Origin of the sequence: Ferrimonas sp. SCSIO 43195, from assembly GCF_023716685.1 — a bacterium.
GTDB lineage: Bacteria > Pseudomonadota > Gammaproteobacteria > Enterobacterales > Shewanellaceae > Ferrimonas > Ferrimonas kyonanensis.
In genome coordinates, this window is the sequence record NZ_CP072679.1 from 2,812,727 (window position 1) to 2,827,795 (window position 15,069).

Here is a 15,069-nt window from a genome sequence, read left to right on the forward strand (position 1 = left end):
CTATGACCCGGCAGATGCTCCGGCTACCAGCCCTTTCATCAACATCCCCAACACCAGTTTGTTGAACTCCTTGGCTACCTCTGGCTTGGACAGGTAGTCGGTAGTCAGCTGGGTGTAGGAGCCCATCGCCTCAATCATGGCGTTCTCCATCGCCTTGGGGAAGTCGCCCATCATGATCTGGGCTTCGGAGCTGTTGTTCTTCACCTGATCCATCACGGCGTCGTTCTCACTGATCTTAGAGACCGCCCCGTGAAGCAGGGTTAGCTTGTCACCGTCGGTGGTCTCAACCCCAAACAGCTCGTTCATCTTCTCCAGGATCTCCGACAGCAGGTCCTTCTTCTGCTCCTTGGGAGCGGCACTGCCCAGGCCGGTGATGCCTGTCAGCCCTTCCCCTTCACCCTCTTTGAGCTTCAAATCCTGGGTTCGCTTATGCTTTAGGTTGTAGTGGCTTAGCACCACCGCAGAGAGGTCGATATCCTCCTCCTCGATCACCTCCTGCTTCAGCAGTGGCAGCAGGTGGCGGCAGTAGACGTTCAATTGCTCCAGCTCCACATCCTGGAAGGGAGAAATCTGGGAGACGAACTCATAGAAGCGGATGAAGCTGTTCACATCCTTCTTGAAGATGTCCAGTTCGCTGCGGGCCTCTTCGGCCATCTTGACGCTACGCTCGGCGTTAGCCCTGTCGGTATCGGTGCCCTCCAGCCCAAGCAGCTTTAGCTGTTTCCTGGCCTCCCTCAAGGTCTCGTTAGCATGCCGGTAGCGTTTGCTGTACCTGTCCACTGCTGGCTTGATGTAGCCGGTCAATGCCTCGGCCCCTCGTTTGGGATCGAAGTAGGCATCGGCGAAGGCGATAACCTCAGAGCGGTTGATGACGGTGCTCTCTAGCAGCTTGTGCTGCATGTCGTACACCAGGTTGGGATCGGAGGGCTGTTCTATCTCAACCTTCTCATAATAGTCTTGAAATTGCTTCAAGATCTCCTCCGGCTCGTTGACGAAATCCAGAACGTAAGTGGTGTCCTTGCCGGGATAGGTACGGTTGAGCCGGGACAGCGTCTGGATGCAATCCACGCCGTTCAGCTTCTTGTCCACGTACATGGCACACAGTTTGGGCTGATCGAAGCCGGTCTGGAACTTATTGGCCACCAGCATCACCTGATACTCGTCGGTATCGAAGGCTTTACGCATGTCCCGTCCCTTAAGGCCAGGGTTCATGTTGAGCTCGGTAAAGGGCTCCGGACGTATCTTAGGGTCTGGCACCTCTCCGGAGAAAGCCACCATTGATTGAATGCGATCATAGCCCTGCTCGGCTACGTACTTGTCGAAGGCCAGCTTGTAGTGCACCGCCTCTATCCGACTGGAGGTGACCACCATCGCCTTGGCCTCTCCCGCCAGCAACGGCATCACCGTCTCCCTGAAGTGCTCTACAATCACCTGGGCCTTCTGGGCGACGTTGTGGGGGTGCAGGCGGACCCATCTGGCCAGCTTGGTCTTGGCCTTCTTGCTGTCCACCTCTTCGTCCGCCTCCTGGCCTTTCATTGCCAGTCGGTAAGCCATCTTGTAGTTGGTGTAGTTCTTCAGTACATCCAGGATAAACCCCTCCTCGATGGCCTGCCGCATGGAGTAGACGTCAAAAGGCTCAGCCGGATTTTCCTTAGAAGCAGGCAGAGTCTTGTCTTTTGGCCTACCAAATAACTCCAGGGTTTTGGGCTTTGGCGTGGCAGTAAAGGCAAAGTAGCTTATCTGGTTGGAGCCACCACGAGCCGCCAGAGTAGCGTTCATTACATCCTCAGCGGAGAGTTCCTTACCATCCTCCAGTTGCTCCGCCATCAATACTTCTCGCAACTGACGAGCGGTACTGCCAGTCTGGCTAGAGTGAGCCTCATCGGCAATTACAGCGAAAGTGCGATCCTTCAGGCCAGTGCTCTCCTGAATCGCCTTAAGCACATGGGGGAAGGTCTGAATGGTGACGATGATAATCGGCGTTCCCGTTGCCAGGGCATCAGTAAGCTGGCTGGACTTGCTGCCGGAGCCTTCGTCACGGTTGATTCGACCTACCACACCATCGGCGTGTTCGAATTGGCTGATGGTCTCCTGCAGCTGGCTGTCCAGCACGGTGCGGTCGGTAATGACGATCACCGAGTTGAAGATCTTATCGCCCTTGGCGTCGGTCAACGAGGATGCCTGATGGGCCAACCAGGCAATGGAGTTGGACTTGCCGGAGCCTGCAGAGTGCTGAACCAGATACTTACGTCCAGTGCCTTCTTCCCGCACCGCATCCAACAAACGATTAACCACCGTCCATTGATGATAGCGGGGGAAAATCATTGTCTCTTTGCGTTTCAGCGCCCCCAGCTCATCGTGGGTTTCTTTGACTTCCAGATGCATAAACCGCTGCAAGATTCGCAGCCAGTTGTCCGGCTGCAGCACCTCGTTCCACAGGTACTCAGTGGCATAGCCCTCGGCGGGCTGGTCGTTACCGGCTCCGCCCGCTTCTGTACCCCGGTTGAATGGCAGGAAAAAGGTCTCTTTGCCCACCAGTTTGGTGGTCATTACCACTTCAAACTGATTAAGGGCAAAGTGCACCAGGGCACCCCGGCGGAACTTGAGCAGAGGCTCGTCTTTGCTCCCGTGCTCTTTTGACGATCGGGGTGGCCGGTCATAGCGGTACTGACGCTTGGCGTTCTCCAGGCTCTGCTTGAAGCAGGACTTGAGCTCCAGGGTGGATACTGGAATACCGTTTAAGAACAGGGTGAGGTCGATGCGGCCTTCATAGCCGTTGGGGCTGTAGACCAGCTCCGGCACCACCCGCAGGATGTTCTTGCTGTAGCGGATGTTCAGCTCCGGGTTCAGCTCGTTGTCCGGCTTAAAGGTGGCGGCCTTGATCCGCAGTCCCCGGTCCTCAATCTGGTTCCGCAGCAGCCACAGCGTGCCCTTTCGCTCTAGCTGGCGGACGGCTGCGTTCAACAGGTGCCGCTCCGGCTCGCTGCCATAGACAGTGCAGAACTTCTCCCAGGTTTCCGGCTGGGTCTCCTGTACATAGGCCACCAGATCGTCCGGGTACAGTGCCCGCTCACGGTCATAACCGCCGGATTGGCCCACCAGCCACCCTTGGGCCTTAAGAGCATCGATAATGTGGTTCTGGAAGGTCAGCTCCAGGGCTTTAGCATCGTTGTTCATCTTAGTTTTCCTGGTAGGCCCTTTCGATGAGGGGTTGTACCTTCTGCCAGTCTTCATGGCTTCGAACCAGCACTTCAACATCCCCTGTGCCCCAATGGCCCTTATCTCGCACATCACTAACGAGGTTGGCCTCCAGGGTCACTTCATCGGGATTGAGCTTGAGGTACATCCGTATCTGAGGGTCTCGCTGAGGCGCCCAGATCTGAACACAGGCAAAATTGCGGATCTTCTTGAAGGCGGTGTACAGCTTGAGCTCCTTACGCTGCACCTCTTCTCCCAGGCTTTCGGTGAAGTCACAGATGGCCTCATACAGGCTCATAAGGGCATCATCAGCCTGTTCAATTCTGGCACTGTGGGTATCCCGTCGCTCTCCATTGACTGGCTTAGACTCGGTCTGAGTGCTTATCTGGCGGGACTTCGGTGAGGGCGTCGTTGTGATGGCATTGACCAGCTCCAACATCAGCAGGTCGTTGGCAAACAGCTTGTAGCGGAGCAGCTCAATGTTGCGGTTGATCTGCTGGACCGCGTGTTCATCGTACTTGGTGAAGTCACCGGCAATGCAGAGTAGGCGGGTGCCGTCCCACTCGATGTTGTCGGCGGCGTCTTTGCCCAGCTTCTCCATAACCAGCCAGCGAAACTCAGCCTGATGGTCCAGCAGCCAATCCAAATAGAACAGCCCCTGGTTGATGACGTTCTCATTGGTGTGGCGCTTGTACTCGATGATCACCGGGCAACCGTTCTCATCTAGCCCCAGGGAGTCGATGCGGCCCTTATGGGTCTTGCCCGTGCTGTACTCAGTAGCCAGGAAACGGACGCCAAGGAAGGCCTCCATCTGCTCCTCTATCAGCTGCTGCAGCTGCTTCTCCACTACGGCAGCCTTGCTTTCCAGTTCGGTGACGCTCTCCGCCCCATAGCGGAACAATTTAATATCGCTCATATTCCCCCTCCTTGGGTGCGATCCAGCCTCGTAGATCAATTTTCCCGGTGACTGCGGCGGATATGAGGGCGGTGCGGCGTTCTTGCAACAACCCGACAGCTACCTCCGCCCGACTTATCAAGTCTTCTATCTTGGCTGAAGCACGAACTACAGTTTCAACTATCTCCGCTTGCTCTTCTAAAGGAGGCACAGCAAGGTAAACGGAGCGCATGTGTTCGCCATTGATTTTGTATGTCCCGTTCGTGGTATTTGCCATATTTTCGATCTGGCTGCGGCTAGGTTTCGAAGACCACGCATTTACAAAAAAGTCGGTGAGAATCACCTGCTCATTCAGCTTCACACGAATAAGAATGTCTGGGTAAATACACCGCTTTGGGACTGGCTCTTGAACAAGACCAACAGCACCTACCATTGATAAGTTACCGTTGCCCCGGACAACTAAGGCATCCCCCGGTTGTACAGCAAACTGTTGCGCCGTCGAAGGATCAAGGCTGACCATTTTTAAGTTCTGCAAGATATTTACCTTCCCACCCCTTACAGCAGAGATGGAGAAAGTTGGAACGCCATCATGCGAATCAGTAACGGGTGGTGATATGCCATTTTTCGGTGACTGCGAAAATAGGTAGCTACTCTTTTTGACAACCCAATGCGCCGGTATCTCTCCTAGCCACTCGACGCCGGAGTCCTTCATGGGTGCATCGGGACTAAGGCCCTTGGTGACGGCGTGGGAGATCACCGCCTGACGCTTCTCCTTTAGCAACTCAATCAGGCGTTGCTGCTTGGCGATCAGTACATCAATGCGGGAGGTCTCGTAGTCGAGGAAGGCGATGATTGACATCAGTTCTTCTTCAGGCGGCATTGCAAACAACGTTTTCGCAATATCTTCAAGGGATAGATGTTTAACCGTCGTGTAATACGTGAGGTCGTTTACCACTTTCATGTTAAACGGCAACATGTAAAACAAGAAAGCGGTACGCACTGATGAGGTTGAGCGAACACAAGCCACCCGTTGATTAAGAGCTGCACTTTGTCCACGCCATTTAGCGACGTTAAACTCCCCGTCCATCCCGACCAGTACATCACCGGTATCAATGAGGGCTTCGTCTGGGACAACTCCGTTAAAGCGAACTACTGCTGTTTTCGAGTTGATATCTCTTATTCGGACCAGCGGTATCCCGAGCTCAGGATCAAACTTTTTTGAGTCAAATGGATAGCCACCAATAACTTTGGCGATATCTTTTACACGCGACAATTTCCAGTGACTCGGGACTTGCCCAAGCCACTCTACCCTGGAATCCACGCACTCCGGGTACGGCTGAAATTTGCTGTCACTAACAGTCTGCTTTTCGGTTATTGCGTCCATTAGGAGTGCACCTCCGCCAGCAGGGTCATGATCTCCTTAGAGACCGCATCCAAGTCGGCGTCAATCGCCTCCAGAGAACGCGGTGGCTGATACTGGTAGAAGTGGCGGTTAAAGGGGATCTCATAGCCAACGATGCCCACCTGACCGTCCAGTTCGTCGGTCTTGCCGGTGTCTATCCAGGCATCCGGCACGTGGGGCAGCACCTCACGGGCGAAGTAGTCGTCGATGTTTTCGGACAGGGGGACGTTTTCGTTGTCACGGAGGTCCGGGTTAGACTCGGGCTGTCCCTTGGTCTTACAGACTTCGGCGGCATCGTCCTGCTCGCCGATATGCTTGCAGATGAGCTTAAAGGCCGGAGCAGGCAGCTTGATGCCGTCCATTTGAGCGACCAACGCCTTCTTGAACTGATCGCGGGAGAGCAGCTTCTCTGCAGTGAAGCGGCCCAGAGCGGTGAGAATGGCGGACTGCAGGGTGCCATCCAGCTTAACCCAGGGCTTATCCGCCTTCATCGCCTCGAGGCGGTCGGTGTCGAGGGGATAGAAGGCCAGCTTCAGTGGTCGCTCCAAGGTGATGCGGCGATAGCCAAAGTCACGGGTACTGAACAGCTTGGCGATGCCGCTCTGTTCGATCTCGGCTTCGTCGTAGCGACTATAGAGGCTAACCAACTGCTCCAGTACATCATCATTCAAATACTTACGCTTGGAGCCCAGGGACTTCCGCATCGGGGAGTGCAGATCGGCGGCGTTTACCAGCAGTACCTTGTTCTTACGCTGTGCCGGTTTGTGGTTGGACAGCACCCAAACATAGGTAGCGATGCCGGTGTTGTAGAACATGTCCGTGGGTAAGGCGATGATGGCGTCCAGCAGGTCCTGCTCCAGGATGTAACGGCGGATCTCGCTCTCTCCGCTACCCGCACCGCCAGTAAACAGAGGGGAGCCGTTGAGGATGATGCCGATACGGGAACCGGGGATCTCCGCTGTGGGCTGCTGCATCTTGCTGATGAGGTGCATCAGGAACAGCAGCGAGCCATCGGAAACCCGAGGCAGGCCAGGACCGAAGCGGCCATCGTAGCCCCTCAGATTGTGCTCATCCTTGATGGTCTTCTCCACCTTCTTCCAGTCCACGCCAAAAGGCGGGTTGGAGAGGCAGTAGTCGAAACGGCTGCCCGGCAGTTGGTCGTTGGAGAGAGTATTGCCCAGCTTGATGTTGGAGATCTCCTGGCCCTTGATCAGCATGTCCGCCTTACAGATGGCGTAGGACTCGGGGTTGAGTTCCTGGCCGAAGGTCTTCAGCACCGCCTTGTCGTTCAGCTCGTGCAGGTACTCCATGCCACAGGAGAGGAAGCCGCCTGTGCCCGCTGTAGGATCGTAGATGGAGCGGATCACCCCAGGCTTAGTCAGAGCATCGTCGTCAGTGGCAAACACCAGGGAGGTGGTCAGGCGGACGATATCACGGGGGGTAAAGTGCTCACCGGCGGTCTCGTTGGAGCTCTCAGCGAAGCGACGGATCAGATCCTCGAACACCAGGCCCATGTGGTAGTTGTCCACCGCCAGTGGGGAGAGATCGAAGTGGGCGAACTTCTGCACCACCTTGTAGAGCAGGTCGGCCTTGTCCAGCTCGGTGATGAACTTCTCGAAGGCGAAGTGCTCGAAAATCTCGCGTGCGTCCGGGGAGAAGGCCCGTACATAGGCGTCCAAGTTATCCCAGATCTGGGTCTCCCCCAGCTTGGACAGGTCCAACTTGGAGGTGTTGTAGAAGGACTGGCTGGCGGCGTTCAAAAGCAGCTTGTTAGCGGCCTCCTCCGGCATTGACTTGGTGGTGTCCACCATACCCAGAACCTTATCCTTGGTGGGTGCGAGAACACACTCCAGGCGGCGAAGTACCGTGAAGGGCAAGATGATGCGGCCATACTGGGACTGCTTGAAGTCACCACGAAGCAAGTCGGCTACGGACCAGATCAGGCCCGCCAAAGAAGAGGTGTTGGCATTCATATGGGGTGTGTTCTCTATCAGCATACTGGCGTCCCTGCCGGAAGATGGGGGTAAAAACCGAATCACCGAAGTGTACCAGTTGGGCTACCCCGTGCAATGGCTGAAAGCTCACAGTTCCCCATTAAAATATCAACAGTGGCAATATGTTAACCACTGTTAACATCGGCGTCGTCGTGCTAGCTTGAACCTGAAGCGGTCAATGGATTGATACCGCTAAGGTATAACCGAAGCAGGACGCTTCGGAAGGAGGATCTACGATGGACCTGCTACTCATCCTGCTGGTGAAGGCACTGCCCCTGATACTGATGACAGCGGTAGCGGTGTATATGGTGTGGCCTGAATAGGAGGGGCAAACCGGGAATGGATAGGATTGACCTGTCCCCTTCCTCTCCGCCACCCTATACACCCACCACACCCTCTGCGGGTTCTGCCGATTTCTGCTGAAAACCGGCAGGGCCGATACCCGCAAAAGCTGGGAAGATTCCCCGATTCAACCTCCGTCCTCTGCCGATAATCTCCTTTATATAGAAATCTTTACGTCAGAGATCTCATCGTAGAAAGAGTTTCTATATATGCCGGAAAATCGGCAGAGATATAGGCCCTAACAGCCAGTTTGATGATGATGACGGGGAGATCACCGCTGCCGATTCTGCTGAAAACCGGCAGAGGGGATAAATCGTTCGCCCTAGTCTTGTGTTGGGGTATGAGCCTGGTTTATACGCTCCTGAAGGGCAGCAACCCGCTCCATGATCTTATCAAAGTCATCCGGGGCGTTGGTATACATACCGGCGTCCACCATTTCCGTTTGGTCTTGGCGTAGACTGTCGAGAAGTTCTCCTTGGGGTACTAGCAGAATCTCCCCCTTAGAGGCAAGCGTATAGTCCACCCCTTTCGCAGCCCAACGACAGGACTTCATTTCGATCACATCGTTCATGGCTTTAGGATGCTCGAGAGGGTCAACGATGCCCTTCTGTATGAGGCAATCAACGTCGTACCAGTGACGAGCCAATCGAGCAGCATCAGGTATTCTTTCCTGAGTGCAAAACTGATGCAGGGCGGTGAGCTTTTCCCAGATGATGTAACCTTCATCAAACACCTTTACGCCATCCGCCACGGGGAACACCATCTGTGCTGACAGCTCTTCCACTTCGGACATGTAGGTGTTCAGTTCACTAGGGGCGGTAGGCTCCCCTCTGTTTCGGGCACCAAACTCCAGTAACACGTAGTCCAGTTGATAATGGCCTTCGAGGGCAGCTACGGCGGGAAAGTGCACTTGAACCTTCCCACCACCGCTATCTGGGAGCAGTTCTGCTCTGAGATCTGCAATGTCATACTCTGAAAGTCTCTCAGCCAATCTCTGCACTAGGTCTTTGGACCACTCTTCTAAGCGAGGTCCCTGCTCCTTACGAAACCTTTTGATCTGAGCACCTGACCTAGTTGTTGCCTCCCAGACTTCCTCTTCTTCGAGATCGTCTGGGCAGAGTTCAAACCAGTGTACTGACAAGTCGATATCCTCCGAGAATCGCTCGATGGCCCGCCAGCGTTTGGAAAGAGCGGTCCCTCCCTTAAATGCCACTCTGGTGCCTCCGAGTAGTCCTTCAGGACCAAATAGGATGTTGAGCAGTTCGGTCACCCAGAGGTCTTTCTCAAGGAATGGAGCCGTTAAGCCGTCGGGGTGATTCTGCTCAGCAAAAACAAGCAGCTCACTAAGCTGAGTCCGCCCCTCATCAGAGCGGTACAGGTCAAGTATCGACATTGAAAGAAATCCGGTTAACGGGAAGACAGAGCGTGACGATGAGGCTGGTACTCACCCAGAGCCCTCTGGAAGCTTTCGCGACTCATATTAAGGCGGCTCTGTGCCACCTCCAGACTGGTGCTTTCCAGCTTGTATGACTTCATCACCGCCAAACCTCGACGAAGCCTAGCAGGAGCACTCATACCGCCTCGAATAAGCTCATTGGAGACATTCCGAACCTCGACCTTCTGGTTACCGATAGCAAAGACCTTACTCGGCCCATTGGTCCAGTAGATGGTTCGCATAGGAGCCTGAGTTTGTAATCCTAAGCGATACGCCTCCTCAACGCCTTGAGGCACCATCTTGTAACCGTGCAAGCGTACCCAGTAACGAGCCAGCTTCTCCGCCGTCGTTGTGGTTTTCACACTTGGCATCGCCTGAAGTGGCTTGGGACGGCAATAAATCCCACGCCCAACACGAGCCAATTCACCCTGAGCAACCAACCGGCTGAAGGCTTTTTGAACAGCCGCATTTGTACCCAGAGCATAGAAACTCTGAATAGCAAAAGGCTGGCCTTTCTGAAGACGCTTGATGCGGGACTCTACCCGAACTTGAATGCTCATCGTTACTGACAACTTGTGAGAAGGTTGACAACATCTTAACCAAGCATAGCAAGACTTTCAAGATAATTGATGTCAGCAAGCCTGACTTGTCCTGGCCACCAACAAAGTAGAGCAGATGGCGTGATGATGTTTTTTGAGGTCATGAAGTATCACTTCAGCTTCGTCATTAAAAAATTTTCTCGCAGTTTCTCCCGTGATGACGGCTCTTTTCATGATAGGTCATTATTTTTTCGATTTTTTTCAGTCTCGGTCCTCTCCAGCCACTTAAGATAAGTATGAATCACATAGGGTGGTCATCAGATGATCCCCCTAGGTGCCAATAGGGAGAAAAAAGATGTACGTACCTTTGACGGCGTTACCACACAACCTACAGCGGACCTGCTACGAAATCACCCGCATGGTGAACGAGCAGGGTTACCTGGCTGGCGGCACTCGAAGCGTCGCTAAACTGCTGGCGATTAGGTGTGATTACTCGGTGAGGACGGCAAGGCGTCATCTAAACCTTTTGGTTCGGGCTGGATGGCTCGGATACGAAGCCCAGAAGGCGGAGTGCGGGGCGTCTGGACCGACTCTCTATTGGATAAATACACTAAGCCGATAGGCATAAAGCCTTGAGGTAAAGGGAGCAAAAGCTCCCCATGAGATTGCTACTAAGAGCTTGACTAACATCTATATTTTAGCTTCGTCAGTAGCACTGATATAAGGGTATTCACGATGAATACATATAAAAATACTTCGCCCACTAAGGAGGGCATGAACGACGCACGCAAGCAACAATCTGGCTTTAACCATCTGGAGTTAGAACAACTCGGACTAGCCGGAGTAAAAGAGCAATTCGACATCCTAGCTGTCACCCAACACTTGACTGGCCTGGAAATCAAAACAACAGGCGGTAATTACTGTCGCCTCGAAGATGAAAGTTGTCCCATCTGCGGGCATAGCGGAAGTTTCACTCTCTTCCCTGAAAGCCAACGATTTGAATGCTTCTCAGCTTCCTGTGGTTCTTCAGGGGATGTCTTTGACCTATTGGTAGCCATGGGAACCGCTTCTACACCATATGATGCAGCCAATAAGCTCCTCAGAGGCGAGCTGGGGACGATTGAGCCGGTAAAGCTACCGATGTGCAACCCGGTGCCTCGGATAGAACACAACGTTGCTCCTGAGCGAATCCAGATGCTGTTTGCAGATACCGCCAAGTATTACCAGAGCCAGTTGGAAAGCAACGCATCTAAGATGAAAGCCTTACAGGATGCCCGCCATCACTCTGCCAGTGTCATCTTGGGCCTTAGCATCGGCTTCGCCACAGGCAACCTACATGGATTCCTATTCAAACAGGGCTACAGCGAGGAGGAAGTACTGGCCTCAGGGCTGGTGAAGAAACGTAAGAACACCTATCGGGATCTCTTCCCCTATGGGGTCTATGTATTCCCTCACTTCGGTAGGAACGAAGAAGTCTCCCGTTTCACCTTCAAAGACCCAAAGAAGGATAAGCAATGGCAACTCGCTCGGGCGTTCTGGCTCAACGGTGTCTGCTTTTACGGCGAAGACAGCCTGGAGCTACAAGGACCAGTGGTGCTCGTCGAAGGAGAGCATGACTTAATAAGCCTTGTCGATGCTGGTTGGAAAGGCCCTGTACTCGCCACCATCGGCACTCTGTCCCGAGACCAAAAAACGTGGATGACAGAGAACCTGGCTGAGCGTCAGGTGGTGACCTTCTTCGATACCGATGATGCGGGTGATGGATACCGTGAGGCCGTTGCGGCTCTGGGATTGAAGGACCTCATACAGGTGAGGCTACCCCAAGAACACAAGGATATCGATGAGTACCTGCACTCAAAGGCCCCTCTGCCACTATCGGAGATCGTGGAACAGTACACTATCTCAGTAGAACCACAAACAGCGGTTCCGGAAGTACAACGAGAGATCGCCCAAGACGGTGAGCCAGTGATCACCCCGATAGCCACTTTCGAGCCCACGGACTTCAACGATAGCCGCAATGCGGACAGGCTTGTAGCCCTTGTCGGTCATGACCTAAGGTATGTCGCCGAAATGGATAGCTACCTCATCTACAATGGCCATCACTGGGAAGTGGATAAGTCTAATCAGGCAATGAAGTATGCCCGCAAGGTGGGTGAAAGCATCGTTGACATTGGTAACCGTAAGCTCCGCTCTGCCCAAGAAGCTGAGAGTGATGCCCGCGAAAAGTTCGCCCGGAGTGTAGTCCGGTTTGGCAATGAATGCCTTAACCGAGGCCGCATGAGCTCGATGCTGGATGTTGCTCAGGCTTCCCTAGCTGTAGGTGCAGATGAGCTCAACGCCGACCCAATGTTGCTGGGCGTTGCCAACGGAGTCATCAACCTGTGTACTGGCCAACATGAACCAGCCCGCCGTGAACATCTAATAACTCGCTATAGTCCCGTCGCCTATGATGCAAATGCCACCTGCCCACGATGGGAGCAGTTTGTAAATGAAGTCTGCTGTGGAGACCCTCTGATGGTCACTTTTATGCAACAGTGTGTCGGATATTGGGTCACAGGGCGAACAGACGAACAGCTGCTGTTCTTCCTCTATGGCCATGGCTGTAACGGTAAGAGTACCTTCATGTCGGTCATTCAGAAGCTACTGGGCACCTATGCTCACCAAATCAACTCAGATGTTCTGCTTCAGAACAGGTTCGGACCAACATCTGGACCTAATGCAGCCTTAACGAAACTGGTAGGTTCCCGCCTGGTTGTGGCCAACGAGCTGCCCGAAGGGTCACGGATGAATGAGAATGAAATCAAGACCATGACCGGCGGTGATGTGATTGTGGCCAGAGCTCCTTACGCTAAGACTGAGATGGAGTATCATTCAACCTTCTCGCTGATTATGGTTGGTAATCATAAACCTGTGATTCGAGATACCAGTCACGCCATGTGGCGAAGAATGATGATTCTGCCCTTCGAAGCATCATTCGAAAAAAGCAAACTTGATCCACAGTTGATGGACAAACTGGAGGCTGAGCTACCAGGTATCCTGAACTGGGCTATTAGAGGAACAAAAAAGTGGGTAGCCAGGAGTATAAAAAACAGCATCCCTCCTCGTATCGCTAAGCTCCTCTGTACCTACCAAGATGAGTCTGATCTCTTGGGTCTTTTCTTGACCGAACGTACCGCCAGTGAAGAGGGGCAGTGGATTCACTCCGATGAACTGTACGATGCGTTCAAAGAGTGGGCGACCCGAGATGGGGAGTGGTCGATGACCCGCAGCATTATGACCAAGAAGCTGGGAGAACGAGGATTCAAGAAAGGCCGTAAGAATAACAAGGCGGCTATCTTAGGGTTGCGACTGCTCTCATCCTATGGTGATGCTGACAGCACCATAGAAACGCCACCAGAGCCTGCTGGCGGGTACTCGGTGTAGATATCGACGAGAAAGGGGCCGATTGGCCCCTTTACTACTTGTTCGACTCACCACCTGATGCTTGGGTGATCCTCCCTTCCCCGGTCTCCCAGTTGAAGACGCCCTCTTCCTCAATCTCTGGGTATGATGGCAGTTCCCCGAGTAGGGCTCCCTCGATCCAGGAGTCATCTATATATGGCGGCTCCCGAGTCGTACGGCAGACTGTTGTTCCATCGAGTTCCATTACATGACTCCCGCGTAGTTCAACGCCCCGCCTTGGCTTCCACTCCGTATTGAACACCTGCTCACACAGCAAGATGTGGTTGGAGGCGTAAAAACTCAGGGCAATGGTACCGTTCTCCATGATTAACTTTATGGATGACAACGTCTGCTTCAGCCGTGAGTTGAACTGCTGCCGCGACTCGGTAGTACTGAGGTTATCGGTGGTTAGCAAAGTTATCGTTCGCTCCGATTGCAACAACCGATCTCGCTCCGCCTCAAGCCCTTCAACCCTCTGTTTACACGCAGCGGCTTCTTCCGAGATCAATGCAAACTGTCGATTCAGCTTTTCGTTTGTGGGGTAGTTGATCAGTAAACGCAATGCGTTATCTTCTTTCTCACTCAGTTGCCTATGCAGTTCCTGAGTCTCCGCAATCTGCTGTATAACACGTTGTACAGCTACTTGATTGCCATGTTGTCGCTGAAACAAGGCTGGGAGATGACTGATAGCCACTAGCACCTGAGGCTCAAAATGATCGTACCTGAGGAACGGCATGTCACACTGCCCGGCAGTCTTCATCGGACAGACCAGATAGTGCCTGGGGGATTCCTTACTGCCCTTATTATGATGGCGGAGCAGCTCGCCACATTGACAACGAATGAGTCCAGAAAACAGGTACCTAAATAGCCCCTTTCGATATGACCCGCTATGATTGTTGCGGGTAGAGATGAGCCTCTGTACCTCTAGAAAATCTGCTAGCTCGATAACTGCCGGATAGTAATCGTGTATAGGCTCCCCGATAGGCTTGCGAACCCCATCCACCCTCTGATGAGGTTTATACTCGCCAATTAGAGCACGGCTTTTTAACAATGCACTTACGCCTGCTGGCCGCCATTGGCTGTGTTTTCGAAAGGTGGGTATACCATTACTATTGAGAAACGCAGCAATCTGCTCGTAGCCTGCCCCATCCAGTGCCTTATCGAACATCAAGCGTATCACTTCAACTTCCCGCTCCTTGAGTACGATGTCATTGCCCTTCCAAGCCAGCCAACCAGGTAACGCAGAGTTTCTTATCTTGGCACCCTCTTTCGCTTTTTGCCGTTGATATTCCCATGCTGCCGTCGCCCGACGGCTTTTCATTTCAGACTCTTCATTAGCCCGACTCATGTACACCAAGCTGGTTATCAGCTTCAACATATCGAGCTGACCGGCCCGATAAACCTGTCCATCGGATAGCGTTGCGATGACCACTCCCGCATTGACGACTTCCAGGAATTGAGAAAGAGCCCTCTCTACATGTTGACGACTCAACCGATCGTGTGACTCCACTAATAAGTACGATCCCTGTGGAACCTCTCCCGATTTCACCATATCGAGGAAGTGGCCGAGTGCCGCATCACGATTTGCTCCTTTGAAGGCACTCACACCTAGATCAGCAATAGTTGTATCTTGCAGCACCAACCCGTGACTTACAGCATACTGCCGAGCCAGTTCAATCTGCCGTCGGTAGCTATCCCCCCTCATCTGCCTAGGAGTGCTAAATCTCAAGTAGGAATACGCTCTGGTTATCCTGCCATTACTGCTCATCTACGTTCCCTCTGGTATGCTGGTCATCATCCGAATACCCGAAGGCCAGGAAGAC

Annotated in this window: 8 protein-coding genes; 1 reads left to right on the plus strand and 7 read right to left on the minus strand. The window is 53.3% G+C overall.

The window, feature by feature from the left end; all coding sequences use genetic code 11:
• The 6 genes from J8Z22_RS13165 to J8Z22_RS13190 all read right to left on the minus strand — a co-directional run bounded on the left by J8Z22_RS13165 (position 1) and on the right by J8Z22_RS13190 (position 9,826).
• Positions 1–3,177: a type I restriction endonuclease subunit R gene (locus J8Z22_RS13165; protein ID WP_252006720.1), complete on the minus strand. Its 3,177-nt coding sequence runs from the start codon at positions 3,175–3,177 to the stop codon at positions 1–3.
• A gap of 1 nt (position 3,178) precedes the next feature.
• The gene (locus tag J8Z22_RS13170; protein ID WP_252006721.1) at positions 3,179–4,114 is read right to left on the minus strand and encodes a DUF5655 domain-containing protein; all 936 of its coding nucleotides are present in this window, start codon (positions 4,112–4,114) and stop codon (positions 3,179–3,181) included.
• Complete coding sequence (locus tag J8Z22_RS13175; protein WP_252006722.1) at positions 4,101–5,477, minus strand: restriction endonuclease subunit S; 1,377 nt, start codon at positions 5,475–5,477, stop codon at positions 4,101–4,103. Before J8Z22_RS13175 ends, J8Z22_RS13170 begins: the two co-directional genes overlap by 14 nt.
• Positions 5,477–7,492: a class I SAM-dependent DNA methyltransferase gene (locus J8Z22_RS13180; RefSeq protein ID WP_252006723.1), complete on the minus strand. Its 2,016-nt coding sequence runs from the start codon at positions 7,490–7,492 to the stop codon at positions 5,477–5,479. Before J8Z22_RS13180 ends, J8Z22_RS13175 begins: the two co-directional genes overlap by 1 nt.
• Before the next feature lie 661 nt (positions 7,493–8,153).
• Positions 8,154–9,224, minus strand: coding sequence for a nucleotidyl transferase AbiEii/AbiGii toxin family protein (locus J8Z22_RS13185; RefSeq protein ID WP_252006724.1), 1,071 nt, complete (start codon positions 9,222–9,224; stop codon positions 8,154–8,156).
• A 14-nt stretch (positions 9,225–9,238) separates the two neighbouring features.
• The gene (locus J8Z22_RS13190; protein WP_252006725.1) at positions 9,239–9,826 is read right to left on the minus strand and encodes a DUF6088 family protein; all 588 of its coding nucleotides are present in this window, start codon (positions 9,824–9,826) and stop codon (positions 9,239–9,241) included.
• A gap of 714 nt (positions 9,827–10,540) precedes the next feature.
• Between J8Z22_RS13190 and J8Z22_RS13195 the strand changes: the two genes are divergently transcribed.
• Positions 10,541–13,228: a phage/plasmid primase, P4 family gene (locus J8Z22_RS13195; protein WP_252006726.1), complete on the plus strand. Its 2,688-nt coding sequence runs from the start codon at positions 10,541–10,543 to the stop codon at positions 13,226–13,228.
• Between the two features lie 34 nt (positions 13,229–13,262).
• Here J8Z22_RS13195 and J8Z22_RS13200 read toward each other — a convergent pair whose 3' ends face one another.
• On the minus strand, positions 13,263–15,014 hold the full coding sequence (locus tag J8Z22_RS13200) for a recombinase family protein (RefSeq protein WP_252006727.1): 1,752 nt from the start codon (positions 15,012–15,014) through the stop codon (positions 13,263–13,265).
• Positions 15,015–15,069 lie beyond the last annotated feature (55 nt).

What these genes read in the sequence shown, in the direction of transcription:
- J8Z22_RS13165 (WP_252006720.1), bottom strand. Translation starts at nt 3,177, where the DNA reads ATGAACAACGATGCTAAAGCCCTGGAGCTGACCTTCCAGAACCACATT.
- J8Z22_RS13170 (WP_252006721.1), bottom strand. Translation starts at nt 4,114, where the DNA reads ATGAGCGATATTAAATTGTTCCGCTATGGGGCGGAGAGCGTCACCGAA.
- J8Z22_RS13175 (WP_252006722.1), bottom strand. Translation starts at nt 5,477, where the DNA reads ATGGACGCAATAACCGAAAAGCAGACTGTTAGTGACAGCAAATTTCAG.
- J8Z22_RS13180 (WP_252006723.1), bottom strand. Translation starts at nt 7,492, where the DNA reads ATGCTGATAGAGAACACACCCCATATGAATGCCAACACCTCTTCTTTG.
- J8Z22_RS13185 (WP_252006724.1), bottom strand. Translation starts at nt 9,224, where the DNA reads ATGTCGATACTTGACCTGTACCGCTCTGATGAGGGGCGGACTCAGCTT.
- J8Z22_RS13190 (WP_252006725.1), bottom strand. Translation starts at nt 9,826, where the DNA reads ATGAGCATTCAAGTTCGGGTAGAGTCCCGCATCAAGCGTCTTCAGAAA.
- J8Z22_RS13195 (WP_252006726.1), top strand. Translation starts at nt 10,541, where the DNA reads ATGAATACATATAAAAATACTTCGCCCACTAAGGAGGGCATGAACGAC.
- J8Z22_RS13200 (WP_252006727.1), bottom strand. Translation starts at nt 15,014, where the DNA reads ATGAGCAGTAATGGCAGGATAACCAGAGCGTATTCCTACTTGAGATTT.